The organism is Actinopolymorpha sp. B9G3, assembly GCF_040120725.1.
Taxonomy (GTDB): Bacteria; Actinomycetota; Actinomycetes; order Propionibacteriales; family Actinopolymorphaceae; genus Thermasporomyces.
The window spans coordinates 1-23,913 of record NZ_JBEEAB010000023.1 but is presented as its reverse complement, the minus strand read 5'-3'; the positions used below and the strand labels follow the sequence as shown (position 1 = coordinate 23,913).

Here is a 23,913-nt window from a genome sequence, read left to right as displayed (position 1 = left end):
TGACCTGAGTTTCGACTTGCCCGGCAGGGTGTTTCACGCAGCCACTTCGTGCATGAACATAGGTGTGACGAGAGTTCCGGTCAAGACCTAAACTGGTCAGCTCGCGGCCCCGGTCGAAAGCAACCGATGACCCGAGATGAACGACCAGACCACAAGGCGTGCCACTACCGGCCAAGCGAGGGACGCCAGGTTGGGCAGACTGTTACCGGCCGTTCGCTTTCGCACGTCAGTGTCAGTGACCGTTCGGTCGGCCACCCGGGGCCGTCCGTCATCGGGAGGGGAACCATGCCTCGCACCGCGCGCCTCCGCGCCGCCGCACTCGCCACATTCGTGGCCCTGCTGGCCGCACTCGGCCTCGCCGCCCCCGTCGTCGCCGACACCGAGCGGCCAGTCGACGTCATCGCCCATCGGGGGTCGTCCGGCGTTGCCCCGGAGAACACGCTCGCCGCCGTCCGGTTGGCCATCGCGCAGAAGTCGGACGTGATCGAGAACGACATCCAACGCACCCAGGACGGTGCGTTGGTGATCATGCATGACACGACGCTGACTCGCACCACCGACGTCGAGCAGGTCTTCCCCGACCGTGCTCCCTGGAACGTCCGCGACTTCACCCTCGCGGAGATCAAGCAACTCGACGCCGGTTCGTGGTTCGCACCGGAGTTCGCCGGCGAGCAGGTGCCCACGCTTGCCGAATGGGTCAACGCCGTTGGTCAGCAGGCCGGAATGCTGCTCGAGCCGAAGTCACCTGAGCTCTACCCCGGCATCGATACCGACCTGGACAAAGAGCTGCGGTCGCTTCCGGCGTTCAACCGCGCCCTCAAGGCCGACCGCGTGGTCGTCCAGTGCTTCAACCACTCGTGGCTGCGCACCTACAAGGACCTGGCTCCCGACGTGCCGGTCGGGCTGCTGTACGGCAACAAGCCGACCGAGACCGACATCGCTTCCGCGGCGACGTGGGCGCAGCAGGTCAACCCAGCGCTGGGGGCGATCGACCTGACCACCGTCGAGCAGGTTCACGCACACGGCATGGAGATCCACGTCTGGACCGTCAACGCCGGGCAGGACATGCGCCGGGCGATCAACTGGCAGGTGGACGGCATCATCACCAACTACCCCCAGGTCCTACGCGACGTCCTCCGCCGCGGCTGAGTCAGGCCGGGGCATGGGGACCTGCCCACACTGTGTCCTGGTCCCGCCGCCGACGGCCATCCGCTCACGAGACGGCGTGCAGTGCGTCGGTAAGTGCCGCCGGCACAAGTGCGCAGAGCTTCTTCCGGGGTACGACCACCTTGCCGACGTCTGCGGTGTAGGGCTGGCCGAGCACCACGTACACCTGCTGGTGCTCGGCGACGTCCAGCAGCCCGTAGCACGCCCCGGGGTTGTTACTGCGGGCGACGACGGCGCGGAACCCCTCGATGCTGAGCCGCCGAACGATCCGATCCTCGATGCCCACCGCAGCGTCGAGAAAGGAGTCCAGACTCTCATTGGTGACCGCGGTGACACTCAAGGTGATGCCGTCGTCATCGACGATCCCCGTGGCCGTGTACCTGGATTTGCCCAGGCGGAAGCAGTCCGTGTTCCCCGGGAACTGCAGCGACGGCGAGTCCTCGATCTTCCCGGCAGTCGAACCGAGCCGGCTCGGTGGGATGGCCCGGCGGATCCGGCAGGAGTCCGCCCGGGTCAGCGAGATGTGACGCAGCCAGGTGCGGGTGGGAGTCGGTGTGGCGGTCGGCGTCGGACTCACGGAGGCCGACGAACCCGCCGACCCCCCTTGCGCGCCGACTTGCACGCCGGTCGAGCCTCCGTGCCCGGCGTCGTCCGTCCCGACAGCCGCGCAGCCGACGAGAGCGAGCGCAAGGACCGCGAGTGCGCCGGCGGCGCGCGCTACAACGGTCAAGCGGGAAGTTGCTGGCACGGCGCTGGTGGAAGCCATGCCTCGGGACACTAGGCAGGCTTGATCACAGATCGCTGTCATCTGGCTGGTGCAACGACCGCGCGACGATGCCGCCCACCAACGCGCCCGGAACTGCCGGTGCAACGGACGACGGACGGGTAGGGCGACAGAGGGGTCGCGCACCAAGAGAAGTGCGCGATGACCTGCGCCGCCGGGCGGCTTATCATCCTCACGCCGACCTGGCCGCGGCCTGCGGCTGGCTCCGCGTCCCATCCTCCGTCAGTCCAGCTTGCATCCTGGCCTGTGGATAACTTCTGCACGGTCTGGGTTGAAGGTGGCAGCATCGCCAGTCGACCGAGTTCTCTCGTCCACGGGGAGCCTGATGACCGAGAACCTGTCGTCGACCGCGATCGACGGACTTCTCTCGCAGACGCGACGCGCGTTCGAGGATGCGCGAACACCTGGCGCCGAGAGCGCCGAGATCCTGTCCGGTGAGGGCACCGTGCTCGACGGCCGCGTACGCGCAGTGGCCGTCTCACCTGGACGGATCGACCGCTTCGAGATGGATCCGCGCGTGATGCGCGACGGCTCCGAGGCGGTGTGCGAGGCGATGGCTGCCGCGGCCAACGCGGCTTTGAACGACCTGCGCAGCAAGGCCGCCGAGCAGTCGTCCGGGTTCGACGTACAGCGGGCTCAGAGTGACATCGAGCAGCTACAGGCCGAGTCGTTGGAGACCGCGCGCACGTTGTTCGGCGCGGTCCACGAGGCCATGGCACGGCTGGACCGGAACCGGTAGCAGGATGGTGAAGCAGGTTGATCCGGACAAGATCCGAAGCTCCGCCAAGGACCTGGAGAAGACCGCCAACCGGCTGGACGACGAGTTCGACGCGTTCCTCAACGATATGTACGGCGTCGGGCCAGCAGCCGGTGAGGCGGAGATGGTCGGCCAGGTCGTGGGCTCTGGTCTGGACGAGGCGGAGGTCGTCCTGATCGAAGGGATCGAGTCGGTCGTCGATGGCATCCACTGGTTCGCCGAGGCCCTCGAGGTGATGGCGGAAAACTACGAAGACGCCGAGAAGAGAAACGTGCAGCACGTCGACGACGCTTGGCCGGGAGACTGACATGGCACAAGGCATGGTGCTTCCTGGCTGGGCGATCAGCGTCATGGACGAGCTCGGCTTCACCTGGCCCGACGCCGACGAGGTCCGCATGATGCAGATCGGGCAGACCTGGATGGACTTTCAGGCCAAGCTCGAGGACGTCGCCCGGCAAGCGAACGAGGCCGCTGAGCGGGTCTGGACCGAGAACCACGACGACGCCATCGACCAGTTCAAGGCCGCGTGGTCCAAGCCCGGCGACACGATCGACACGTTGCGCAAAGACGCCGAGGGAGTCACGGTCGTCGGCATCGTCATCCTTGTCTGCGCCGCGGCCGTACTCATCCTCAAGATCCTCGTCATCGTCCAGCTGGTCATCCTCGTCCAGACCATCGCAGCGGCGATCGTGGCGGCGCCGGAGACCTTCGGCGCCTCACTCCTGATCATCCCGGCTGTCAAGTACGCCACCGGCCTGGCCATCGACCTGCTCATCGACCAGGCACTGGAGGCCCTCGTTGGGTAAGGGAAAGAATCGCGCCAAGAAGGCCGCCAAGTCGATGGGTTCCAAGATCGGCAGACGCGCAGAGGATGCCGTACCTCCTGCGGGCAACAAGGCCCCGCCTCCACGCAAGGGACAGCCTCCCCCGGGCCAGAAGTACCATCCTCCGCCGAAGAGCACGCCATTCCCAGGTGCGACCCGGGAGCGCGGCAAGACCCCGATCCAAGGTGGTGGCGGTACTCGGAAGCGCTGGAAGGACAATGATGGCAACATCTACGAGTGGGACAGCCAGCACGGCACGTTCGAGAAGTACGACAAGCGTGGCCGGCACCAGGGCGAGTACAACACCGACGGTGAGCAGACCAAACCAGCAGATCCGACCCGCAAGGTCGAACCATAGGAGCAGGTAAGGCAGCATGGCAGTCGTTCGTGAGATCGTTGGTTTCGGCAAAGACGACAAGCTTGTTTTCTCGCAGGAGTTTCCGGAGGAGAAGTTCCTCGAACTCCGTCCGCTGTTCGACTACGGCGACGACGAGCTGATGTATGGCGGTTCCTACGAAGTCTCCAAGGCCAACCGCGACAGGGTCGCCGCCGTCCTCGGCATCGAACTGGATCCGAACATCGACTATTTCCTCGAGGCCTCGACTGATTAGGCCTCCGCTTGGAGGGAGCAGAAGCGAGATCCGGGATGCGGTGAGGTCGATTCCATAGCCCTCAGCGCCGATTCCAGGGAGCAGATGGTGTCTCGAGCAGTCGGTCTGATCGGAGCCGGAAACGTCGGCGGCCGCATGGCGAAAGACCTGGCCGCAGCTGGCTATCGGGTCACGGTCCTCGACCCGTCGGAGAAGGCGCAGTCTCGCGCGAGGGCCAACGGTGCGGCATGTGCCGCCGACCTCGCCGAGCTCGTGGCGGCCTCCGAGATCGTCCTGCTGTCTCTGCCGAACTCCGACATTGTCGACGAGGTCGTCGCCGGGGATGGTGGCCTGTTGAGCCTGTTGCCACCCGGGCGTCTCCTGGTCGACATGAGCACAAGCCTCCCGGCACGTACGCTGCGCCTGGTGAAGCTGTGCGAACGCGCGGGCGTACGCATGATCGACGCGCCGATCACCCTGGGCAGCCCGCACGGCATGGTCATCATGGCCGGCGGGCCGCAGGAGTGGTACGACGAGGCGAAACCCCTCTTCGACGTCGTGGGACACAAGTCCACACTGGTGGGGCCGCACGGGCACGGCCATGTCACCAAGCTGGTGCAGAACATGATCTCCGGCGTCAACACGGCGATCGTCGCCGAAGCAGCCGCGTACGCCGCGAAGGCGGGCGTCGACGTCGGCCGCATAGTGGAGGCTCTTCGGGACACGAACGCTGGCTCAGGGGCGATGGCCCGCATGATGCGTCGCGACTTCGGCGACGGGGGACAGCTGGCGTTGCACCACAAGGATCTCGGCTACGCACTCCGTAGTGGTGCCGAGGTCGGCGCGGCGATGCCGTTCACCGAACTGCTGCGCGACGTGTTCGGCGACACCCTCGAGCACGGCGACACACACTGGTCGCAGGTCGCCTGCGTGACGTACTGGGAGCGCCGCATGGACGTTCAGGTGAACGCCGAGCAATAGTTCCACCATCGCCACGCAGCGGAGCCCCCAAGCTGCTCACGTCAAAGTCACCCGAACGAGACCCGGCCAGCGGCGTGCAGAACTTGCAGGGCGTTGAGGGTGATCATCAGGTTGGGTTGGCCTGGCTGTCCCCAGTCGATGACCTCGGGTGTGGTGGAGCTGCCGGCAGGGTTCCACCATCGCCCGTCGGCAGCCCAACGACCGTCCGGCAGGCGACGGCGTTCGAGCTCGTCGAGAGCGTCGCCGGCACGGGGGTCACCGAGCTTGCCCATCCGGGACAGGATGAGGAGCACCCGCAGAATGTCGTAGTGCCAGTACGACGGGTACCGCAGCTCCAGCCACCGCGGGTTTATGACCTCACCTGCCGGGCGTCGGTGCGCGCGGCCTCGCCGCCGTACGCCGGTACCCAGGCTGTACAGCAGTCGGTGTTCCAGGAAGAGCTCGACAGCGCGTTCGGCAGCGGCTCTGGCGGCCTGGTCACCGGTGGCCGCTGCGTACTCGTGCAACGCCCACGCCGTGGACAGCGTCTCGTGGAACGACGAGCGGCGACCCAACGCCTTGCTGTCGCAGTTCCACCCGCCGTCTGGCCATTGAGCGGAGATCAGCGTCTCGGCGACTTTCCGTGCCCGTGGATCGGCGGCCAGGCCCAGGCGTGAACTGACGGCCAGTGCATTCCCGCCGACGGAGCCGCACAGGAGGGCCAACCCGCCAATCTCGGCAGGCTTGTCACGGTAGGGCCCCTGGCGGGCGATCCACGCGAGCTCGTGCTCAGCGGCGGGTGCGACGCGGGGTTCCGCGGCCGGTACGCCGAGGTCGACCAGCGAGACCAGCCTCCAGTGCGCGCCAGTCCACTTGGCGTACGGACCACCGACACCCCCGAACCCACCGTTCGGTTGCTGACCGGACAGCAGCGCGGTCACCGTCGGACCGGTCAGGATTCTCTCTGCGTCTTCCTCGGCCGGCTCATCAAGAAAGTCGCGGCGAACCGCCAACCGGACCGCCGGCTCCTCGGAGTCGAGCAGCCACTCCACAGCAGCCTCGTCCATGGTTCACACCTCCCGGCTCGCGCGGTGTAACGGATGATTATCCGTTCGCACCGAAGATCGCGTCGAGCACCCGGTTCATCGAGATCTGCTCTGCACCTTCCGCCGGCGGGACGGTGAAGCGGCCGGCAACAGTCGCCGGCAGGCTACGCGTCGTGTGTTTCGATAGGGCGATGACCAATCACCGTGAGGATCTCCGCGTCGTCAGCGCCAGCCGGGAGATTTCGGCCGGTGCCGGGCACGTCTTCGAGTTCATCGCTGACCCCAGTCAACAGCCTCGCTGGGATGGCAACGACAACCTGTCGGAGGCGGCCGCTGGGCAGCGAGTCCACGCTGTCGATGATGTCTTCAGCATGACCCTCACCAGAGGCCAGGTCCGAGAGAACCACGTGGTCGAGTTCGTGGAGGGTCAGCGCATCGCCTGGAGACCGGCCGAGCCGGGTCAGCAACCGCCGGGCCACCTGTGGCGATGGGAGCTCGAGCCGATCGACGCGTCGCGTACGCGGGTGACCCACACCTACGACTGGACCGGGCTGACCGACGAGAGTCGGTTCCCACGCGCTCGGGCGACCACGGCAGACAAGCTGCAGAGCTCACTCGACCGACTCGCCGCACTTGCCGAGCACGAGGGACCTGACCCCTCTTGAGTAGGTGACACCCTCCCGCGAGCGTTCATACCGGACTTCCCCGGCGGAGACGATCGCCGAACCCCACGCTGAGGCATGCACACGAGTCGTCAGCCGAGGAGGCAGATCGGCGTCGTGGTCGATCGCAGCGACATCCTCGCCGGCTCAGATTGAACCGGCCGCCCACCTGGCGCGTGTGTCACAACAGGCGCTTGTCGAGGAGGCCAACGTTGCACAGCGCAACCGCGCGAGTCCTACGCCCGCACCCTGCTCGGGCGGTTCCGTGACGCGGCGGTCCTGGACGTGGGTCCGAACGCTGGGCGGCGCGGCGGTCCTCGGGTTCCTGGTCTGGCGGCTGGGGACCGGCCCGTTCCTCGACGGACTCCGCCTGATCGACGGCAGCGCCGTCGCGGCGGCCTCCGTCCTGGGCTGCGTGGCCACCGTGAGCTCCGCCTGGCGATGGAGCCTGGTCGCTCGGGGCCTCAGCGTCCAGTTGCCCATCGGCGCGGCCGTGGCCCGCTGCTACCGGTCCGTGTTCCTGAACACGCTGTTGCCCGGTGGTGTGCTCGGAGACGCCGACCGCGCGGTGCGGCACGGACGGGATGCCGGCGACATCGGCCGTGGCGTCCGTGCGGTGGTGTGGGAGCGCTCCGCCGGTCAGGTCGTGCTGGTCGTCCTGGCGATCATCGTGTTGTTCGCGTTCCCCTCGCCTCTACGACCACATATGCCCGCCCTGACCGCGGTGGTGCTGGTAGGCGGTCTGGCGGTCGTACTCCTGGCGCGTGCCGTGCCACGAAACAGCCTGGTGCGGCGGCTCCGGGCGCTGCGTACGGCAAAGGCGGACATCCGCGACGGGCTCCTCACTCAGGGCACCTGTCTCGGCGTCGTCCTCGCCTCCGCCGTCGCCGTGGCAGCCCACCTGGCGACGTTCCTGGTCGCGGCGCGCACTGCGGGCGCGACCGCACCACTGTCGCAGCTCGTCCCCCTGACCTTGCTGGCCCTTCTCGCCATGGGGCTGCCGGTGAACATCGGTGGTTGGGGACCGCGCGAAGGCGTGGCCGCATGGGCGTTCGGCGCCGCCGGGTTGACTGCCGCTCAGGGAGTCAGGACTGCCGTGGTGTACGGAGCGTTGGTGCTCGTCGCCAGTGTTCCCGGCGCCGTCGTCCTCGCGTTCCCGAAGCTCAGCCGCTTTCGGCGGGACCATCTGACCAACGGACGGGAGGTTCCGTACGCCAAGGAACGCTTCGTCGGTGGCGAGGTCGTCGAGAAGGTCGGTTGAACCTTCTTGACCGGAGTCAGGGTCGAACGCACGAACCTACTGAGGTGGCACGGTCATGGCGTGGATGAGCTGACGTGCGTGCACGGCGAGCCAGCGGTCGAGGTCGACCAGCTTGTCGGTACCGCTTCGAGGGCCTGCGGCGGCAGGGGCTACATCCCAGGAACGAGGGCGTTCGTGGTTCAGGAGCCGTCGAGTTCGGCGACAGCGCGGGCGAGGGCTTCCTCGAGCTCCCGCCAGTCGGAGGGCCGGTCGTCGCGCAGCTCGTCCAGGTAGCCGATGGTTCCGACAAGATCGGCCCAGGGGTTGAACCGTTCGCCGGTCAGGCGTTCCCAGTACCTGGTGAATCGGTCGGCCAAATCCAGGCCGTAGCGAAAGAGGTTGCCGCGACAGTTCGCCACATCAACAGACGGGGATCCGATGCTGGCAGCTTGCCAGTCGACCACACCAGTGACCGACGCACGGTGCCACAGCAGGTTGCCGGGGTGAAAATCGCCGTGGATGAACCCTCTGGTGTCCCCAGGCGCCGGCTGGTGGAAGACCTCGGCCGCTCGCTGCCACAGTTCGGGCCGATGTGTCCAATGAGGTGGTTCATAGCCGCTCGGAGTGTCGGGGACGTGCTCCGGGAACTGCTCTGGCGCGGGAAGGGTGGCGGTGTGAATCGTAGGCAGCACTTCCGCCATGCGGCGCAGCCACGGATCCACATCCTCAGGCACCCACTCGACGCGGCCGGGCAGGCATGTCATGAGCAGGGCAGGCGTCCCGGCTCGAGTTCCGGTCGGGTCGACGGCAAGCAGCCGCGGTGTCGGCGCGGCGATGGACTCTACGAAGGACAGGGTGCGCGCCTCCCGATCGGCAAGGTCTGGCCACTCGGCCCGGCGTTCTGGCCGGACGTAGCGGCGTAGCACCACCGTCCGGAGTCCTGTCCCACGGCGGAGCCTCAGCAGGTGCATCGCTGAGGACAGTCCCCCTTGCAGGACCTCGACCGACTCGACGGTGCCGCTCAGAGCGTGCTCTGCCCACGCCAGCGCCTGCCTCGGCGGTGCGGACCGCAAGAGTCGGACTGTCGTCTCGTCGTCGTCGAAGCCGTACGGCACCGTGTCGGCCTTATCGGCGTCCACCAGCCCACTCCGCTGGCAATGTCCTGCACAACACGGCCGTGACTCTAGCTCGCCCAGCCAGTCGCACCTCACGTCCTCGTGACGACGTCGGACGGCGCCTGCGCCTGGCAGCATGGCGAGCGTGGACAGAGAAGGCGTCGAAAGGTGGGTCGCCGGGTACGAGCGGGTGTGGCGCACACCAGGTACGGAGCCGCTTGCCGAGCTGTTCTCGCCGGACGTGTCCTACCGGCCGTCGCCGTGGGCACGCCCGGTCGTGGGACTGGCCCGGCTCGGCGCATGGTGGGAGGCCGAGCGCGACGGCCCCGACGAGGCGTTCGCAATGACGAGCGACGTCGTCGCCGTCGACGGCAACACTGCGGTGGTGCGGATCGAGGTCGCCTACCTGGGGGACGACGCGGCGCGCTGGCGCGACCTGTGGATTCTGCAGTTCGACGCCGACGGCCGTTGCGTCGGGTTCGAGGAGTGGCCCTTCGCCCCGGACCAGCCCGATGGGCACTAGGAACGGAGCCATCCTGTTCGGTTGTACCAACGTCCGCCGCTTCGCAGATGGGTGACAATCGCGTGGTGGAGCGACGTCTCCTGCGGTAGCTCATCCAGGAGCGCGATGGGCGGGTGCTTCCCCTCGTAGCGGCGGTGGAAGACATGCTGCAGTGGTGCCCAGTCGGCGAGCTCACGGTCGGTGAAGCGATCGAATCAGCGTTGGAACTGGATGATGTTCGAGCGTTCAGGCAGGTACGCGGCAAGGGACGCGATGTCACTCCGGATATCGGGTGGTCTCATCAGACCTTGGCTTCCCATCGCCTTCGGTTGCGGCGATCTCATCCAGCCACGCACGGGTCGCGGGCCATCCATGGGAAGTGAGGTGATCGCCCAGCTTCAACCACGCGTCCGTCGTCGGCGTGATGCCATCGACCCGTCCATGGCTGTCCAGTGAGTAGACCGCCTTGACCCGGCGGGCCGTCTCCTCGTCGATGCGCTCCGGATACTCGACGTCGCGCGCGACCTCACGAGCGAACCGGTCCAGCCCGTTGCCTTCCCTGCCGTGCCCTACGCTTCGCCGCAAGCTGACAGATCGGCCCTCCTCGGGATGCGCGTCGAAATGGCGTAGCAGGCACGCCACCTCCACGCGCGTCCCGTGACTACGGCTGTACGACAGCTGCTTGACATCCAGCGCTGGCACCTGGCCGGCGAACTCCGTGACAAGCTGGCGGATCGTCGTGGAGGTAGGTCCATTCGCCCATTCCACCGTGTAGGTGCCGATCCTCGTCGATCCGCCTCTGCCCGCGTGGTACAACAAGCGAACCTTGGCACCGGTGCGCTTGGACAACATTCCCGCCAATGCCCGAGCCTGCTTCGTCCGCTCCCCCGGATTCTTGGCCGGACGCTGCTCCTTGACCATCCGTTCGATCTTGCGGGCCAGGTCGACAGCAGTGCCGGCCTCCGGCAGGTCGCCGGCTTCGATGCGGTCGGCCAGGGCGCGCAGCTCACCGGCCACCCTGCGATGGGCATGCCGGCGCAGATCCTCTCCGACGTAACGACCCATGAGGCCACCTCCGCACCCGCCATCAGGCCGACTCAACGAGATCAGCGGAACGCCAGTTGAACCGACGCCGACATGCTGCTCGGCGTCTTGGCCACCGTCTTGGAGGATAACGAGCCGAGCTGCCGGTGACCCTAGGCGAGCGCTCCCCCGCTGCCTGTGGGCAGGCTCGCCGCAGCGTGGTGGGGACGTCGGTGGGCGGTGGCAGAGTGGCGCTATGAGTGGACGCTTCAACGGCTGGCCGGAGCAGGCGTTCGACGTGCTGCTCAAGCTCGAGGGCGATCCTCCGGCGGCCTTCCGGGAGACCCTTCGCAAGGAGCGGGAACAGCTGGTACGCCGGCCCATGATCGCCCTCCTCCAGGACGTCGCCGACGCAGACGCCACCTACGACGACTTCTCGGTGTGGGGCTTTCGCATCATGCTCTGGCCTTGGCAGCGGCAGGCCGCGCGCGTCCTGATCGAGCGCGGCGTCGAGCTCGGCGTGATCTTCGACCTCGACGGGCTGCACGTCCACGGTGGCGGGTGGTACTTCGGTCCCGAGCGCGAGGCCTTCCGGGCGGCGGTCGCCGACGACACGTCCGGGTCCGCCCTGGTGACGATCGTCGAGGCACTGCGGACGCGGGGCTACGACATCACCGGCGACGTGATGAAACGGGTTCCGCGGGGCTATCCGGCCGACCATCCGCGTGCCGACTTGCTACGGCACCGCACACTGTCCGCCGGGCGGCCACTCGGATGTGACGGATGGCTGCACACCCCGGAGGCGGTCGACCACGTGCTCGCGGCGTTCGAGGACCTGCGGCCGCTGATGTCGTGGCTCGCCGACCACGCAGTGGTGGACTCGGACGTCACGTGACTTGACGCAGGGCCGTCGCGAAGCGCCGTCCCGGCGTCGGGTCGACCCCGAAGCGCTCGGCGTAGCGTTCGTGAATTTCCGCCCACTGCTCGTGTGCGGCCTCTTCAGAGAGGTGCTCACCGACGAGATGGGGCTCGAGCCGCGAGAGGTAGGTCTCCCAGCCGGTTGCGGTCTGCGCTGCGAGCGCCGGGTCGTCGATGACGTGGGTGAAGATCAACCGGCAGCCACCTTCTTGAGTGGTCAGCTCGAAACTCTGCGGCTGGCCGGCGTAGACCCAAGCCAGGCGATGGGGTGCATCGACCTCGGTCACCTCAAGGGTCGCGCCGGCGGCCTCGAAGGTCTCGCCCACCTCCGGCGTCCAGTCGACGGCTGCCGGAAACCAACGCTCGAGCTCTGCTGGCACGCTGGCGGCCCGCCACACGCGCTCGATCGGGTGGGCGAGTGTGCGCTCGAAGCGCAGCGCTGAGCGACCGTCGATCGTTTCCAGAGTTCCGTAGGCGGTGGGTTCGGTCATGAGTTCTCCTTGAGGTGTCGTTCGAGAGCGTTGAGGCGCCTCGCCCAGTACGCAATCTGTCGATGGACCTTGTCGCGGCCCTCCCGGCGGCTCTCGACCAGGCCGGCGTCCCGTCCGCCGCAACACCCACCATAGGCAAGTCGTCACTTGCCTGTCAAAGCGATACGTCCCGAGTTCTTCGAGGCGTCAGCGATGCGTCGAGGCAGATCGGGGTCGGCGGCATCGGAAGATCAGGGTCGGCGGCATCGGAACCGACAACGCCGCGCCGCGCGGATCATCCCTGCGCATCGAGCAGGTGCGGCACCGCGAGGTCGAGGGCCTTACGTATCGCGCCCAGCGCGACGGCCCGCTCTCCGAGCGTCGAGACGGCGACCTGAGGAGGCTCGACCCCTGGCCCCGAGACACCGTCCAGTGCCGCACGAATGGCCGGAAGGATGATGTCCCCGGAGGCTGAGGCGTTTCCGCCGATGACGAACAGCTCCGGGCTGACCAGCGTGGTGATGACGATGGCGACCGCGCAGGTCCTTTCCATAGCGGTCTCCACCTGGCGGACGGCGGCCCGTTGGCGGCGCTGCGCGGCGGCGAGGGTCCTGTCGAGGTCGTCGACCTGCACGCCGTGCAGCGGTGCAAGGCCTCTGAGGAGAGTACGGACCGGCTCGCCCTGGACCTGTCGGCGCGAGATCAGCTGGTCGACCTCGGTGCGGACGACAGCCCGGAGGAGCTCCTCGATGGATTCGGACGAATCGGTGTCCCTGAGCAGCCCGAGGAACGTCATCTCGCCGGTGCCGCCACGCTTGCCGCGGACGAGTTCGCCGCCGATGACGATCCCGGCACCTATCCGATCACCAGCCAGGAGGAGTACGACGTCGTCGACGCCGTGCGCCGCGCCCTGCCAGCACTCACCCAGAGTGGCGAGGTTCGCGTCGTTCTCGACGGCGACGGCGCAGTCGAAGCCGCGCCCGAACTCGGCCGCCAGACAGAGACCGGACCAGCCCGCCATGGCGTTGCAGTAGGTCACGGTGCCGGTCTGGCTGTCGACGATTCCAGGCGTTCCCACACCGATGGCTCGAAGGTCGGACGGGCTGACGCGGGCGTCGTCCATGGCCGATGCGGCGATCCGACGCGCCGCGCGAAGGCGCTGCGGCCGGCTCATGGCCGGGTCCACTGAGCGCTCTCGACCTCCGACGACGGCGCCGAGCAGGTCGGTGACGACGACCTCGAGCCGGTGTGCCCCGATGTCCACGCCGAGGAGGTAGCCGGATTCCGCGCGGAAGCGGAGCCGCCGAGGCGGGCGTCCCCGTCCTCGCGCACCATCGGTCGCCGACTTCGGGACCTCCGCCACGAGTCCGAGTCCGATGAGGTCCTCGACGACGGCGTCGAGGGTCACGCGCGACAGGCCGGCCTCGGCGGCGAGCTCCGCGACGTTGAGCGGCCCACCGGAGCGGAGTACGTCGAGGACCCGCCCGGCATTGAGGCGACGCAGCAGCGGCGGCGTCGCCGACTCGGCGCGTGACATCCACCTCTCCTCTCCGGCGCTGTCGGCGTCACCCTATGGTCCTGGCGGGGTGAGGCCCGGAGCAACCATTTTTTCATGGAACCCTTGACTTATTATCCGGATGCGTCCCACCCTTGTCGCGCAACCCCTCCTCGTCATCTCCTCGTTCGGCTGAGTGAATGCGGCGGCTGGTCCTCGGGCCGGATCCGCCTCCGGAAGGACAGCGATGCGGACCAGAGCCCCTTCCCTGATCATCGTCATGGGACTCCTTCTGCTCCCCCTGGGCCCCCTCGCGCAGGCGAAGAGCGCAAGGTTCGACGTCTGGGTGGAGAACGCGCTCAGGACCATCTACCGAACCAGCACCCTCCCGCAGAACGCAGGAGACGCCATCCGAGTCGTCTCGGCGCGGAACGAGTACGAAAGCGCCCAGATCGCGCTGCGGAGCATCGAACCGCTGACGATCAGCAGGGTGCGGTTCTCCAACCTCGTCTCCGCCAGCGGCAAGGTCATCGACAACAAGCATCTGCGGCATCGCTTCGAGGAGTACGAAGACAACGCGACCGTCCAGCCGAACGCGTTCTTCCCCGACCGGGTGGGCCGACAGCTCTATCCCCAGTCGGCACTGCCCGACCCGCTCTCGAACGACCGCACGGTCAAGGTGGACGCAAACTCCACCCAACCGATCTTCGTTACGAGCTACGTGCCCACCAGTACGACACCCGGAGCATACGAGGGAACGGTCACTGTCGAGACCACGCGCGGAAACCGCGTCGTCCCCATCCGGGTCAGCGTCTTCGACGTCACGGTTCCCGCCACCTCCGACGCCACCATCGATCAGTACCACTGGACGATGACGAACGGCTTCACCTGGGACGGGCTGAGGTGGAACGGCGAGGGCAGCCAGGCCTACGACGTGGGGCAGCACTACTACGGCGTAAAGACCTACAGCGACAAGTGGTTCACGCTCATGGACAACTTCGCCCAGACACTGGCCGACTACCGGACCACCATGGTGTGGATACGCACCGACCTGCTCCTCCAGGCGACTGGCACGGAGCTCTCCGAGTTCACCGAGGGAGTTCCCGACGATCTGGACTGGTCACTCTTCGACCGCTACGTGGAGACCTTCCGCCGGCACGGCATCACGGCCTTCGCCAACCAGCACCTGATCCACACGCTCAACAAGATGCCCGACAGCGAGAAGCCGGACGCCTCGTGGAACACCGAACTCCCCGACGAGCTGCCCGTGACCGATGCGTACCTCGAGAACTATCTGACCGCACTGAACCAGCATCTGCAGGAGAAGGGCTGGACCGGACCGGACGGCGGCACGTGGTACCAGCACATCCTTGACGAACCGATCACGGACGCCCAGAAGAACTGGTGGACCTACGTCGCCAGGAAGATCAAGCAGATCAACGCGCAGACCGGCGCCGAGTTCCGCACGATGGACGCCGATCCCAACGGGATCCTGCTCGGTGAGCAGACCAAGGATCACGTCGACACCTGGGTGCCGCTGACCCCGGCCTTCGAGGCGAAGAAGGAGGAGTACAAGGCACAGCAGGCAGCCGGGCAGGACCTGTGGGTGTACACCTGCGAGGTCAACACGCCGCCGTGGCTCAACCGGTTCTGGTCGCAACCGACCCTGACCGGACGGTTGCTCTTCTGGAACCTCCAACGCCAAGGCGTGCAAGGGCACCTGCACTGGGCGTGGAACGCATGGTACGTCGGCCCCTGGAACGGTGACTCCTACATCGTCTATCCCGACAAGGAACACCTGACGGTGAAGAGCAGCCTGCGCTACGAGGCACACCGCGACGGCCTGGAGGATTACGAACTCCTGCACCAGCTGCAGCAAAAGGACCCTGAACTCGCGCGGAGGATCGCCGACAGTGCCGTGAGCCCGGAGGACCCGCGGAAGTACACGCTCGATCCGGCGTACATCAAGACTCTTCACGACTACGTGGTCCAGGCGGCCGCCGGTGTGGACGCCGGAGACTTCCCCGACCCGACGAGTCCCTACCCCGACCAGGAAGTGCCCTCGACGTACCTGGTCGACGACACCGACACCTCCCTCACCTACGACGGAGACTGGTTCTCCCGCAAGCGGCAGTACGCCTACCTGGGTGCGGTCACCATGAGCGAAACCGCCGACGACGCACTGGCGTACACGTTCGACGGGTCCGGAATCGACCTCATCGTCGAGAAGGGCACGACGTCGGGAAAGGTGTCGATATCCGTCGACGGCGGGGAACCCGAGATCATCGACCTGTACGAAGCCGTGCGGTACGACTACGCCACGGTGTTCCGGGCACGCGACCTGGCCGCCGGGGTGCCGCACACGATCAGGGTCGTGAATCTCGATGGCAAGGAGCTCCGCCTCGACGGGCTACGCGTCCACCTGCATCCCGGCCAACAGCACGGCGACGCGTCGCTGGAAAGCCTCGACATCCCTGGTGTCAGGGACTACGTCTTCGACGGTCGACTCACGACCTATCGACTCCTCATTCCCGAGGAGAGGGACTCGGTCACCGTCACGCCGTCGCTGACCGACCCCGAGGGCTCGCTCACGATCAACGGTACGCAGGTGACTGATGGCACCACGGTCACTGTCGATGTGCCGGTAGGCAAGAGCACCCTTCGCATTCGTACGACCGCGGGCGACGGCACGACCTCGATGCTCTACACGGTCGAGTTCGTCAAGGGCGCTGTGAACACACCCGGCACCAACGTCTCGAGGTCGTACTCCACCATCACCGCGTCCGCAACCCGCTCGGGTGAGGGCGGCGTGGTCTACGGTCCACAGAAGATGGTCGACGGTGATTCCGGAACGATGTTCGCCGCCGAACAGGGCTACACCGACGCCCATCCGTTCCCCCACGAGATCGTGACCACCTGGGACCAGCCGCAGAGCATGAACACCCTCGTCATGCAGACGCCGTCCGGAGTCCTGCAGGGCATCACCGATGTCGACGTCCAGACGTCCACCGACGGATCGACCTGGACCACGGTGGCGCGGGGCGTCCAGCTCCGATGGGCACGGGATGAGGACGACGGCGTGATGGAGTCGGTGGCCGCCGACCTTCCCGAGCTCGACAACGTGACGCACCTTCGGATAAAGATCAACGACGCCAACTACACGACGTGGAGCATGTACGCGGTGTACGAACTCGAGCTCTACGACCTTCCCGACCACGGCGAGATCGCCATCGGCTGAGCGCAACGTCGACGGTGCGGACCCGGAGGCACTCGCCTCACGCCATGCCACCCCGGATGGTACGGATGCCCGCCGGTGCGCCGTTTCGGGCAAGGGCCAGCAGGGCATCGACATCGAGGTGTTCCTCGACGGTGTCCGCCAGTCGGTCGATCCGCTCCTCGCGCAGCTGTGCGAACGACGCGCTGCCGGGCTTGAACCCGTCCGCTCCGCGTAGGCGGGCGACCTCGGTGAGCCAGGCCCGCCGCAGCGCGTCCGCCTCGAAGATCCCGTGCCACAGGGTGCCGAAGACCGTGCCGCGGCGGGCTCCACCCAGGAACGCCTCACCTTCGGACACGGTGACCCGCCCGTGGTGGATCTCGTAACCCGACGCCGGCGCCCCCAGTGCCTCTCCGGAACACAACCGCACCACCTTGTGGGCCTCGAAGCACGTGTCGGCATCGAGCAGCCCGAGCCCGGACACCGCGGCGCCGGCCCGACCCTCCACACCGTCGGGGTCAGTAATACTGCGGCCGAGCATCTGGAAACCGCCGCAGATGCCCAGAACGACCCCACCCGCTGCCGCATGGTCGGCAACCGCTCGTGCCAGCCCGCGTTGGTGGAGCCACTCCAGGTCGGCCAGCGTCGAGCGGGTGCCCGGCAGCACAACGACATCGGCGCCGGCGAGACTCCGTGGGTCGTCGACGAAGCGCACCGCCAGACCAGGCTCCACGGCAAGAGCGTCGACATCGGTGAAGTTGCTGATCCGCGGGAACCGCACCACAGCGACCTGCAGCGTGTCCCCGACGGACCCATCCATGCCACCGCCGCCGCCGGGACGCGCCCGTTCCTCCAATGCCAGGGCGTCTTCCGCGTCCAGCCACAGGTCGCGGATCCACGGCAGCACGCCGTAGACCCGACGGCCGGTCATCCGCTCCAGGTCGACAAGGCCAGGTCGCAGCAGACCGACGTCACCGCGGAACTTGTTCACCACGAAGCCTGCCACCAGCGCCTGGTCGGCGGCCTCCAGCAACGCGACCGTGCCGAAGAAGGCCGCGAACACGCCTCCGCGATCGATGTCCCCGACCACCACCGCAGGCATACCGGCATGCCGAGCCAACCCCAGGTTGACGTAATCGCCCACGCGCAGGTTGATCTCCGCAGGACTTCCCGCGCCCTCACACACCACAACGTCGTACCGACCGCGAAGGTCATCGAACGCATCGAACGCCGCGCGAGCAAGGTGCTGACGCCCGACCGCGAACTCCCCCGCCTCCAACCGGCCCGCCGAGCGGCCCATCACCACCACGTGACTGCTTCTGTCGCTGCCCGGCTTGAGGAGTACCGGGTTCATCGCCGCCTCGGGCTCCGCGCCCGCCGCCACCGCCTGCACCCACTGAGCCCGGCCGATCTCGGCGCCCTCCGCGGTGACCATCGAGTTGTTCGACATGTTCTGCGCTTTGTACGGCGCCACCCGTAGACCGCGCCGCGCGAACGCCCGGCACAGCGCCGTGGTCACCACAGACTTACCGGCATCAGAAGTCGTACCGGCAACCAGCAATCCGACGCCGCTCACCCGCACGTCTCCACAACCGCCTCAGCGCCCGACCAAGCCACACCCGCAACATACCGACCGCCCGCACCCAGCGGCCCCCGCCCCGACCGGCCGCTGGGCTCCTCCCGCACACGGTGATCGCGGCGCGTCTACGTCAGGGGCTGTAGCTCCTCGAGGAGTTGCTCGATCTTGGTGACGGTGAGCTGGTCGGCGATCAGCTGCTGTACCTCGGCCTCAACGTAGGCTCGCTTCTCGTCGCCGATGGCGCCCCGCGCCGTGCAGAACTGGTCGTACGTCCAGTTGAGGTGCGCTGTGATCGTGAGCCAGAACGAGGAGAGGTCGAGCGGCGGGACAGCACCGGCCCGGTCGCGGTAGCCGGCAACGAGCGCTCGCGCGGTGCCCGGATTAGCCGGACCGGACACCGTCCAATGCACGAGGACGTAAGCGAGCTCCCACTCTGGTCGGTGCGGGCCTGCGAAGTCCCAGTGGACCAGGGCCAGCTCGTCGTTGGGTGCCATCCGCACCGATCCGATGTTGAGGTCGGCGATGCTGACCACCAGCGGCTCGACGGCCGGTCGGAAAGGGACGGACTCGAGCGCGCTCAGCGTGCCTTCTCGAAGGCGAACCAAGTCGTCTGTCCAGGGCTTGCCCGCCGCGGACGTTCCGGTGATGAGCTGATCCCACTCCGCGTCTGAGTGGCGGTACGTGAGATGCCCCGGTGCGAACGGTGTGAACACCTGGTCGCTGGGCATCGCCACCTCGTGCACCGTCGCCAGAGTCCGGCCGACCTGCCGCGCGACCGATGAACGCACTGGCTGCAGAACCTCAGGGCCGAGTTCCATCCACTCATCGACTCGCCAGCTCTTCCCGCCGACGCGCCGGACCAGCGCACCGTCAGCGGCGCGGACGGGCTTGGGGGCGAGGACACCCGCAGCACGTGCTCGCTCGCGCAGCTCCGTCGCGCGAGAGGCCTGGTCGTTCCCGATCCAGTCGAAGACGGGTCCGACCAGCCACACGCCCCGCTCCGTCTCCAGCCGCCACCGCCGGCCCATGAATGCGTACGAGATCGGTGTCATGGGCGCCTTGACGTCACCAAGATCGAACGCGTCAGCAAGGTCGCGGGCGAGTCCCGGGTCGGCCGTCGGCGGCATCGAGCGCCGGCGCTCGACCTCGGCCTTCAGGTCCGGCCACGTCCGAAAGCCGTACTGGTCGGCGACGGCGCGTTGCGCGTCGGAAAGGGCGGCCGTCGGATCGGTCTCGCGCAGCGCGACGAGGAGGTCTTTGGCTTCCTGACGGAGGAAGTCGAGATTCGGAGTGTCGGGCAGGACTCTCACTGCTACTCGCTCTCGTACCCGGACTCGCACGGGTGGTTCAGAGCGGCGGTGAGGTACCCACGCTGATCCAACGTCTGGTGGGGTGGCTTCTAGCCTTCCGGCGAGTCTCGACGCGCCCCTCGACACGTTGCCCGTATACAAGCATGACGTCCCCGATGCGTCAACGCCTGCCTGATCGATGCACGACGGGCACGCAGCTTGCACGCCGAGGAGTGGGCGAACGGTCAAGCCTGGATCGCGTCGTTGCACCACCACGGGTTTCGGCGCGCTGGCCTATTCGCGGAAGTATTGCTCGGGGTTGGTCGGCCCTGGCTCGGGATAACTGCTCCCGTCGAGGAATGGGTCCGGGACGTTGTGAAAGTCGTTCTGGACGATGTTGTACTGCTGGGTCGTCCGTGCGGTCCCGATGACGTAGAACTCCTCGGCGGCGATCTTGAGGATCTCGGTGAACAGCTCGACCCGCTCGGCCTCGTCGAGGGTGGCTTTCACCTGGTCGAACAGCTCCATCTGGCGCTTCTGCGGTGCCGGCGGCTCCTCGCCCTCCGCGCCGCCGGAGTCGTACCACTGAGCCCACCTTATGGCCATCGACGATCCGGCGGCGGGTAGGTACCAACCGGGATTCAGGTACGGAATCAGGCCACCGTCACCGTCATCCATGATGGCCTCGTGATCGTTGGCGTCGATGCGGGCGAAGATCAACTCGGCCGCCACCACCTCGACGCGCGCGTCGACACCGACCTCGCGCCAGTAACGCCCGGCCAGTTCGGCGATATCGGCCCATGCGGGGTTGAAGTTGACTCGGACCTGGAGGTTGAAGCCCAAGCGCTTACCGTCGTCGCGAAGCCGGAACCCCTCGTCGTCTCGCTGGCTGTACCCAGCCAGGTCAAGGTGCTCGTTGGCCTTGTCCAGGTCGTACTCGGTGTATTGCGTACCGAGCGGCTCGTAGAAGTATTTCGATTCCGGCCGCGGCGAGGTGTTCCAGGGCTCACCCTGGCCCTTCATGATGAGGCTGACGATCTCCTTGCGGTTCAGGGCGTACGACAGGCCGATCTTGAAGTCCTTGTTCTGGAACACTGCCCGCATCGCCGGGTCTTTGTGGTTGTGGTTCAAGACGAAGGTACCGAAGTTCATTCGGTCCTCGACCATGTCGACGAAGTGATATCCACCCGCCTGCCGCCCTCGTGCGAACACCGGCTTGCTCTGCAGGGTGGCGATTCCGGGCGTGATGACGCTGTAGCGCCCTTCGGTGATCTGCAGGGTGGAGACGTTGGGCTCCTCGACGATCTCCATGACGACCTTGTCGAGGTAGGGCAGCTGGGCACCGTTGGGGTCGGTCTTCCAGTAGAACGGATTGCGTTCGGCGACGAGGCGGTTGCCTTCGCCGATCCCTTGGACGATTCTCCAGGGGTAGACGGTTGGCAGCTCGGGGTTCTGCCATGAGCCGAGGTTGCCGGGACCCAGGCCGCCACGTGCGCCGAACAGTTCCATCCAGTTGGCGAAACCTTCGTCCTTCGCGAGACTCTCCGCATCGGGGTTGTACTTCGGGTGGAACTTCTCCAGGTAGTGACGAGGTAGGGAGGTCAGAACCGTGCCGCTGGCGGCGATGTTCTCCAGGAAGATTCCGTTGGGCTCGGCGAAGACGAACTTGAACGTCACGTCATCGATCTTCTCCAGCGTCGCCGGCTGCCTGGCGGTCGTGAGCCACGTCGTGAATACCGGAAACAAGTCCTTGTTCTTCTGGACATCCTCGTAGGCGAAGACGATGTCGTCGACGCCGAACGGCTCGCCATCCGACCACTTCATGTCCGCACGAAGATGGAAGGTGTACTCGCGCGTGTCCTCGCTTACGTCCCATTCCTTCGCGATCCCGGGGACAACGCCGGTGCTCTCGATATTCCATCGCACCAACGGCTCGTACGACAGACACCCGACCAGGTGCGGGTCGGCGGCGACACTGGTGAGGAACGTGTCCCACTGCCCGCCGTACCGCCCGATCCGGTCGGTGGGCTGCACCTCCAGCGGTTCCTTCGGGAGCCGTTGCTTGAGTGGGGGCAGCTTCCCGTCCTTCACCAACGCGGCAAGGTCAGGTGCCTCCTTGGCGCCGCTCTTGCTTGACGCGCCGCCGCCTCCGCCCTCCGGATCGGTGGACAACAGGTCGCACCCGGAAACGGCTAGCATCGCCGTCGCCGCCGTGCCGAATCGCAGTACGTCTCGCCTCGCCGGTCGCCGGTTCGCTAGTCCCATGTAGCTAGCACCCCATCCAAAGAGTCCACCCACCATGGTGGTCATGCCTGTGCCGACAGCGATGGCACCTCTCTAACTCCGTTAGGTCCGTGAGTGCCAACGGAAACGAAGATCGTCACATTGAAAAAAGGACCCGGTCAAGGACTGCCCGGCAGGTTGTCCAGGAATGGAACCGGCCACGGACACCACTCGTGTGGCGGAGCAGCCACAGCTCGAGACGTGGCCGATCCCCGGGCAAGGCGACGAGGCCGAGTGAGGTCTCGATGGCCAGAAGTTCCGGCGGTTGGCGACCGCCGCTGGCCCGATCCGGCGGGAAGCTCCATGACTGTGAGCGGCTTGGCTAGCGTGTCCGGACCAGTGCTTCAAGTGTCCGGGCCAGTGCTTCAAAAGGAAGAGGGATATGAAGATCACCGCGGTGGAGACGGTCGTGCCGGACCTGAATCTTTCCCGCCCGTTCGTCTTCGTGCTGGTGCGTACGGATGAGGGAGTGATCGGGCTCGGTCAGACCGCCGACGTGCGCACGATCGGGGTGTTGCGCGACCTCGCGGAGCGGTTTCTCATCGGTGCCGACCCTCGCCGGTCGACGCTGCACTGGCACGAGATGTTCGACTGGTCGGCGTACCACGGCTATGCCGGCGCGGAGTCGCGGGCGATCTCGGCACTCGACATCGCGCTGTGGGACATTCGCGGCCAGCTCGCAGGCCAACCGATCGGCTCATTGCTCGGTGGCCCGGTGCGCGAATCCGTACCCATCTACAACACGTGTGGTGCGTACGCGGGCAACTCCGATGGTGAGCGAGCGCGGCGCGACCCCGTGGGGTTGGCCGAGGAACTGTTGGCTGCGGGGATCACCTGCATGAAGGTAGCGCCGTTCGAGCGCTTCATCGTGCCGTCCCGCGGAGCCTTGATCACCAAGGAGCAGTTGGCGGAGGGCGTCGCCGGTATCGAGAAGATCGCCGCGGCACTCGGTGACCGCATGGAGGTGATGGTCGAGGCACACGGCCTGTTGAGCCCGAACGTCGCGGCGCAGGTGGTCGTGGCGCTGGATGGGCTGCCGGTGCGGTGGATCGAGGATCCGATCGCACAGGACAACACCGAGGAATGGGTCCGGCTGCGTGAGAAGAGCACCGTGCCGATCGCCGGTGGAGAGCGGCTGCAGACCCGGCACCAGCTTCGCCGGCTGATCGAGCACGGCGGTGTCGACGTCGTGATCAGCGATATCACCTGGTGCGGCGGGATCACCGAGACGAAGCGTGTCGCCGACCTGGCAGAACTGCACGGGGTGCCGCTGGCCACGCACGGCAACTCCGGGCCGGTCAACCTGTGGTCGGCCGCGCACCTGCTCACCTCGATCCCCAACGCGTACATGGCAGAGACCGTACGCGTCCAGCACGATCCGACCATCGGCTACTTCCACAAGGTGGTCGACGGGCCGTCGATCCTCACGGACGGCCACCTGAACGCCCCCACCGCACCCGGTCTGGGTATCACCCTTCGCGACGACTTTCCGACCCTCACTTCCTCACGTGGGGCGACGGGCTAGCTTCCGCGACCTCGACGACCGTGCGAACTGCGGCTACACCGTCGGAGCGACGAGACAGCGGTTCGTGGTGACGGCCACTATTGGCCGTGGCAACCATGATCGTGGCGCTGGGAGAACTCCGAACCAGCATTGACGGTCGAGTGGGAACGTAGTACTCATCGCACTACCGCAGAGAGGAGCCAGGTGTGTCCTTCGATCTGAGTAGGCGCGATGTACTCCGTGCCGGTGGTGCGGTGGTGGCGGCGGCCGTGACCGCCGGCTGTGACGTGCTCTCTACCCAGCCCAAGAACTCGGGCGACGGTGGCGGTAGCAGCGGTGGGCCGAAACCGAAGGAGGCACCGGCGCTTGCCGAGCTGGTCAAGCAAGGCAAGCTTCCGGAGCTGTCGAAGCGGCTGCCGCCGGATCCGGTGGTCGTCCAGCCGCTGGACCGTTTGGGCACGTACGGCGGCCAGTGGCGGTTGACGACCCAG

The 23,913-nt window shown here is 66.9% G+C and carries 24 protein-coding genes; 14 read left to right on the top strand and 10 right to left on the bottom strand.

The window, feature by feature from the left end; all coding sequences use genetic code 11:
- The first annotated feature begins 285 nt into the window (after nt 1–285).
- A complete protein-coding gene (locus tag ABNF93_RS28680; protein WP_349331337.1) occupies nt 286–1,149 on the top strand; it encodes a glycerophosphodiester phosphodiesterase in 864 nt (287 codons plus the stop codon).
- 64 nt (nt 1,150–1,213) lie between these two features.
- Here ABNF93_RS28680 and ABNF93_RS28675 read toward each other — a convergent pair whose 3' ends face one another.
- The gene (locus ABNF93_RS28675) at nt 1,214–1,897 is read right to left on the bottom strand and encodes a hypothetical protein (RefSeq protein ID WP_349331336.1); all 684 of its coding nucleotides are present in this window, start codon (nt 1,895–1,897) and stop codon (nt 1,214–1,216) included.
- Nucleotides 1,898–2,276: 379 nt separating this feature from the next.
- Between ABNF93_RS28675 and ABNF93_RS28670 the strand changes: the two genes are divergently transcribed.
- From ABNF93_RS28670 to ABNF93_RS28645, 6 genes are all read left to right on the top strand, one after another.
- Entirely contained in the window at nt 2,277–2,690 is a 414-nt protein-coding gene (locus tag ABNF93_RS28670) for a hypothetical protein (protein ID WP_349331335.1), read from the top strand.
- 4 nt (nt 2,691–2,694) lie between these two features.
- Nucleotides 2,695–3,015, top strand: coding sequence for a hypothetical protein (locus tag ABNF93_RS28665; protein WP_349331334.1), 321 nt, complete (start codon nt 2,695–2,697; stop codon nt 3,013–3,015).
- Between the two features lies 1 nt (nt 3,016).
- Nucleotides 3,017–3,514 carry a WXG100-like domain-containing protein gene (locus ABNF93_RS28660; RefSeq protein ID WP_349331333.1) on the top strand — a complete coding sequence of 166 codons (498 nt, stop codon included), beginning with the start codon at nt 3,017–3,019 and terminating at the stop codon, nt 3,512–3,514.
- Complete coding sequence (locus ABNF93_RS28655; RefSeq protein ID WP_349331332.1) at nt 3,507–3,890, top strand: colicin E3/pyocin S6 family cytotoxin; 384 nt, start codon at nt 3,507–3,509, stop codon at nt 3,888–3,890. The genes ABNF93_RS28660 and ABNF93_RS28655 overlap by 8 nt, the downstream gene beginning before the upstream one ends.
- Nucleotides 3,891–3,906: 16 nt before the next feature.
- The gene (locus tag ABNF93_RS28650; protein ID WP_349331331.1) at nt 3,907–4,143 is read left to right on the top strand and encodes a DUF7683 domain-containing protein; all 237 of its coding nucleotides are present in this window, start codon (nt 3,907–3,909) and stop codon (nt 4,141–4,143) included.
- A gap of 84 nt (nt 4,144–4,227) precedes the next feature.
- Nucleotides 4,228–5,103: an NAD(P)-dependent oxidoreductase gene (locus tag ABNF93_RS28645; RefSeq protein ID WP_349331330.1), complete on the top strand. Its 876-nt coding sequence runs from the start codon at nt 4,228–4,230 to the stop codon at nt 5,101–5,103.
- A 47-nt stretch (nt 5,104–5,150) separates the two neighbouring features.
- On the opposite strand, the gene ABNF93_RS28640 is transcribed toward ABNF93_RS28645, so the two are convergent.
- Nucleotides 5,151–6,149, bottom strand: a complete 999-nt coding sequence (locus tag ABNF93_RS28640) for a hypothetical protein (protein ID WP_349331329.1) — start codon at nt 6,147–6,149, stop codon at nt 5,151–5,153.
- Nucleotides 6,150–6,319: 170 nt separating this feature from the next.
- Between ABNF93_RS28640 and ABNF93_RS28635 the strand changes: the two genes are divergently transcribed.
- Both ABNF93_RS28635 and ABNF93_RS28630 read left to right on the top strand, forming a co-directional pair.
- The gene (locus tag ABNF93_RS28635) at nt 6,320–6,793 is read left to right on the top strand and encodes an SRPBCC family protein (protein ID WP_349331328.1); all 474 of its coding nucleotides are present in this window, start codon (nt 6,320–6,322) and stop codon (nt 6,791–6,793) included.
- 262 nt (nt 6,794–7,055) lie between these two features.
- Nucleotides 7,056–8,051, top strand: a complete 996-nt coding sequence (locus ABNF93_RS28630; RefSeq protein WP_349331327.1) for a lysylphosphatidylglycerol synthase transmembrane domain-containing protein — start codon at nt 7,056–7,058, stop codon at nt 8,049–8,051.
- 179 nt (nt 8,052–8,230) lie between these two features.
- On the opposite strand, the gene ABNF93_RS28625 is transcribed toward ABNF93_RS28630, so the two are convergent.
- Nucleotides 8,231–9,169 carry a phosphotransferase family protein gene (locus ABNF93_RS28625; RefSeq protein WP_349331326.1) on the bottom strand — a complete coding sequence of 313 codons (939 nt, stop codon included), beginning with the start codon at nt 9,167–9,169 and terminating at the stop codon, nt 8,231–8,233.
- Between the two features lie 121 nt (nt 9,170–9,290).
- On the opposite strand from ABNF93_RS28625, the gene ABNF93_RS28620 reads away from it, so the two are divergent.
- A complete protein-coding gene (locus ABNF93_RS28620; RefSeq protein WP_349331325.1) occupies nt 9,291–9,668 on the top strand; it encodes a nuclear transport factor 2 family protein in 378 nt (125 codons plus the stop codon).
- Here the strand turns inward: ABNF93_RS28620 and ABNF93_RS35060 are convergent.
- Together ABNF93_RS35060 and ABNF93_RS28615 are read right to left on the bottom strand one after the other, a co-directional pair.
- Entirely contained in the window at nt 9,665–9,766 is a 102-nt protein-coding gene (locus ABNF93_RS35060) for a hypothetical protein (protein WP_502877646.1), read from the bottom strand. The genes ABNF93_RS28620 and ABNF93_RS35060 overlap by 4 nt on opposite strands.
- 157 nt (nt 9,767–9,923) lie before the next feature.
- Complete coding sequence (locus ABNF93_RS28615) at nt 9,924–10,712, bottom strand: hypothetical protein (RefSeq protein ID WP_349331324.1); 789 nt, start codon at nt 10,710–10,712, stop codon at nt 9,924–9,926.
- A 214-nt stretch (nt 10,713–10,926) separates the two neighbouring features.
- On the opposite strand from ABNF93_RS28615, the gene ABNF93_RS28610 reads away from it, so the two are divergent.
- Complete coding sequence (locus tag ABNF93_RS28610) at nt 10,927–11,565, top strand: DUF2461 family protein (RefSeq protein WP_349331323.1); 639 nt, start codon at nt 10,927–10,929, stop codon at nt 11,563–11,565.
- On the opposite strand, the gene ABNF93_RS28605 is transcribed toward ABNF93_RS28610, so the two are convergent.
- A complete protein-coding gene (locus ABNF93_RS28605) occupies nt 11,558–12,079 on the bottom strand; it encodes an SRPBCC domain-containing protein (protein ID WP_349331322.1) in 522 nt (173 codons plus the stop codon). The genes ABNF93_RS28610 and ABNF93_RS28605 overlap by 8 nt on opposite strands.
- Nucleotides 12,080–12,353: 274 nt before the next feature.
- Nucleotides 12,354–13,595, bottom strand: a complete 1,242-nt coding sequence (locus tag ABNF93_RS28600; RefSeq protein WP_349331321.1) for an ROK family transcriptional regulator — start codon at nt 13,593–13,595, stop codon at nt 12,354–12,356.
- Nucleotides 13,596–13,800: 205 nt separating this feature from the next.
- Here ABNF93_RS28600 and ABNF93_RS28595 point away from each other — a divergent pair, with 205 nt between their 5' ends.
- On the top strand, nt 13,801–16,791 hold the full coding sequence (locus ABNF93_RS28595; protein ID WP_349331320.1) for a glycoside hydrolase domain-containing protein: 2,991 nt from the start codon (nt 13,801–13,803) through the stop codon (nt 16,789–16,791).
- Between the two features lie 37 nt (nt 16,792–16,828).
- On the opposite strand, the gene ABNF93_RS28590 is transcribed toward ABNF93_RS28595, so the two are convergent.
- From ABNF93_RS28590 to ABNF93_RS28580, 3 genes are all read right to left on the bottom strand, one after another.
- Nucleotides 16,829–18,343, bottom strand: a complete 1,515-nt coding sequence (locus tag ABNF93_RS28590) for a cobyric acid synthase (protein WP_349331319.1) — start codon at nt 18,341–18,343, stop codon at nt 16,829–16,831.
- A 128-nt stretch (nt 18,344–18,471) separates the two neighbouring features.
- Nucleotides 18,472–19,656: a phosphotransferase enzyme family protein gene (locus ABNF93_RS28585; RefSeq protein ID WP_349331318.1), complete on the bottom strand. Its 1,185-nt coding sequence runs from the start codon at nt 19,654–19,656 to the stop codon at nt 18,472–18,474.
- A gap of 273 nt (nt 19,657–19,929) precedes the next feature.
- The gene (locus tag ABNF93_RS28580) at nt 19,930–21,900 is read right to left on the bottom strand and encodes an ABC transporter substrate-binding protein (protein ID WP_349331317.1); all 1,971 of its coding nucleotides are present in this window, start codon (nt 21,898–21,900) and stop codon (nt 19,930–19,932) included.
- 400 nt (nt 21,901–22,300) lie between these two features.
- On the opposite strand from ABNF93_RS28580, the gene ABNF93_RS28575 reads away from it, so the two are divergent.
- Together ABNF93_RS28575 and ABNF93_RS28570 are read left to right on the top strand one after the other, a co-directional pair.
- Nucleotides 22,301–23,443, top strand: coding sequence for a mandelate racemase/muconate lactonizing enzyme family protein (locus ABNF93_RS28575; protein WP_349331316.1), 1,143 nt, complete (start codon nt 22,301–22,303; stop codon nt 23,441–23,443).
- Nucleotides 23,444–23,628: 185 nt separating this feature from the next.
- Nucleotides 23,629–23,913: twin-arginine translocation signal domain-containing protein (locus ABNF93_RS28570; RefSeq protein WP_349331315.1), on the top strand; the 285-nt coding region annotated here is incomplete at its 3' end.

Coding starts and splice junctions, on each gene's coding strand:
- ABNF93_RS28635 (WP_349331328.1), top strand. CDS start 6,320: ATGACCAATCACCGTGAGGATCTCCGCGTCGTCAGCGCCAGCCGGGAG.
- ABNF93_RS28595 (WP_349331320.1), top strand. CDS start 13,801: ATGCGGACCAGAGCCCCTTCCCTGATCATCGTCATGGGACTCCTTCTG.
- ABNF93_RS28645 (WP_349331330.1), top strand. CDS start 4,228: ATGGTGTCTCGAGCAGTCGGTCTGATCGGAGCCGGAAACGTCGGCGGC.
- ABNF93_RS28640 (WP_349331329.1), bottom strand. CDS start 6,149: ATGGACGAGGCTGCTGTGGAGTGGCTGCTCGACTCCGAGGAGCCGGCG.
- ABNF93_RS28680 (WP_349331337.1), top strand. CDS start 286: ATGCCTCGCACCGCGCGCCTCCGCGCCGCCGCACTCGCCACATTCGTG.
- ABNF93_RS28605 (WP_349331322.1), bottom strand. CDS start 12,079: ATGACCGAACCCACCGCCTACGGAACTCTGGAAACGATCGACGGTCGC.
- ABNF93_RS28660 (WP_349331333.1), top strand. CDS start 3,017: ATGGCACAAGGCATGGTGCTTCCTGGCTGGGCGATCAGCGTCATGGAC.
- ABNF93_RS28650 (WP_349331331.1), top strand. CDS start 3,907: ATGGCAGTCGTTCGTGAGATCGTTGGTTTCGGCAAAGACGACAAGCTT.
- ABNF93_RS28665 (WP_349331334.1), top strand. CDS start 2,695: ATGGTGAAGCAGGTTGATCCGGACAAGATCCGAAGCTCCGCCAAGGAC.
- ABNF93_RS28670 (WP_349331335.1), top strand. CDS start 2,277: ATGACCGAGAACCTGTCGTCGACCGCGATCGACGGACTTCTCTCGCAG.
- ABNF93_RS28600 (WP_349331321.1), bottom strand. CDS start 13,595: ATGTCACGCGCCGAGTCGGCGACGCCGCCGCTGCTGCGTCGCCTCAAT.
- ABNF93_RS28610 (WP_349331323.1), top strand. CDS start 10,927: ATGAGTGGACGCTTCAACGGCTGGCCGGAGCAGGCGTTCGACGTGCTG.
- ABNF93_RS28615 (WP_349331324.1), bottom strand. CDS start 10,712: ATGGGTCGTTACGTCGGAGAGGATCTGCGCCGGCATGCCCATCGCAGG.
- ABNF93_RS28575 (WP_349331316.1), top strand. CDS start 22,301: ATGAAGATCACCGCGGTGGAGACGGTCGTGCCGGACCTGAATCTTTCC.
- ABNF93_RS28580 (WP_349331317.1), bottom strand. CDS start 21,900: ATGGGACTAGCGAACCGGCGACCGGCGAGGCGAGACGTACTGCGATTC.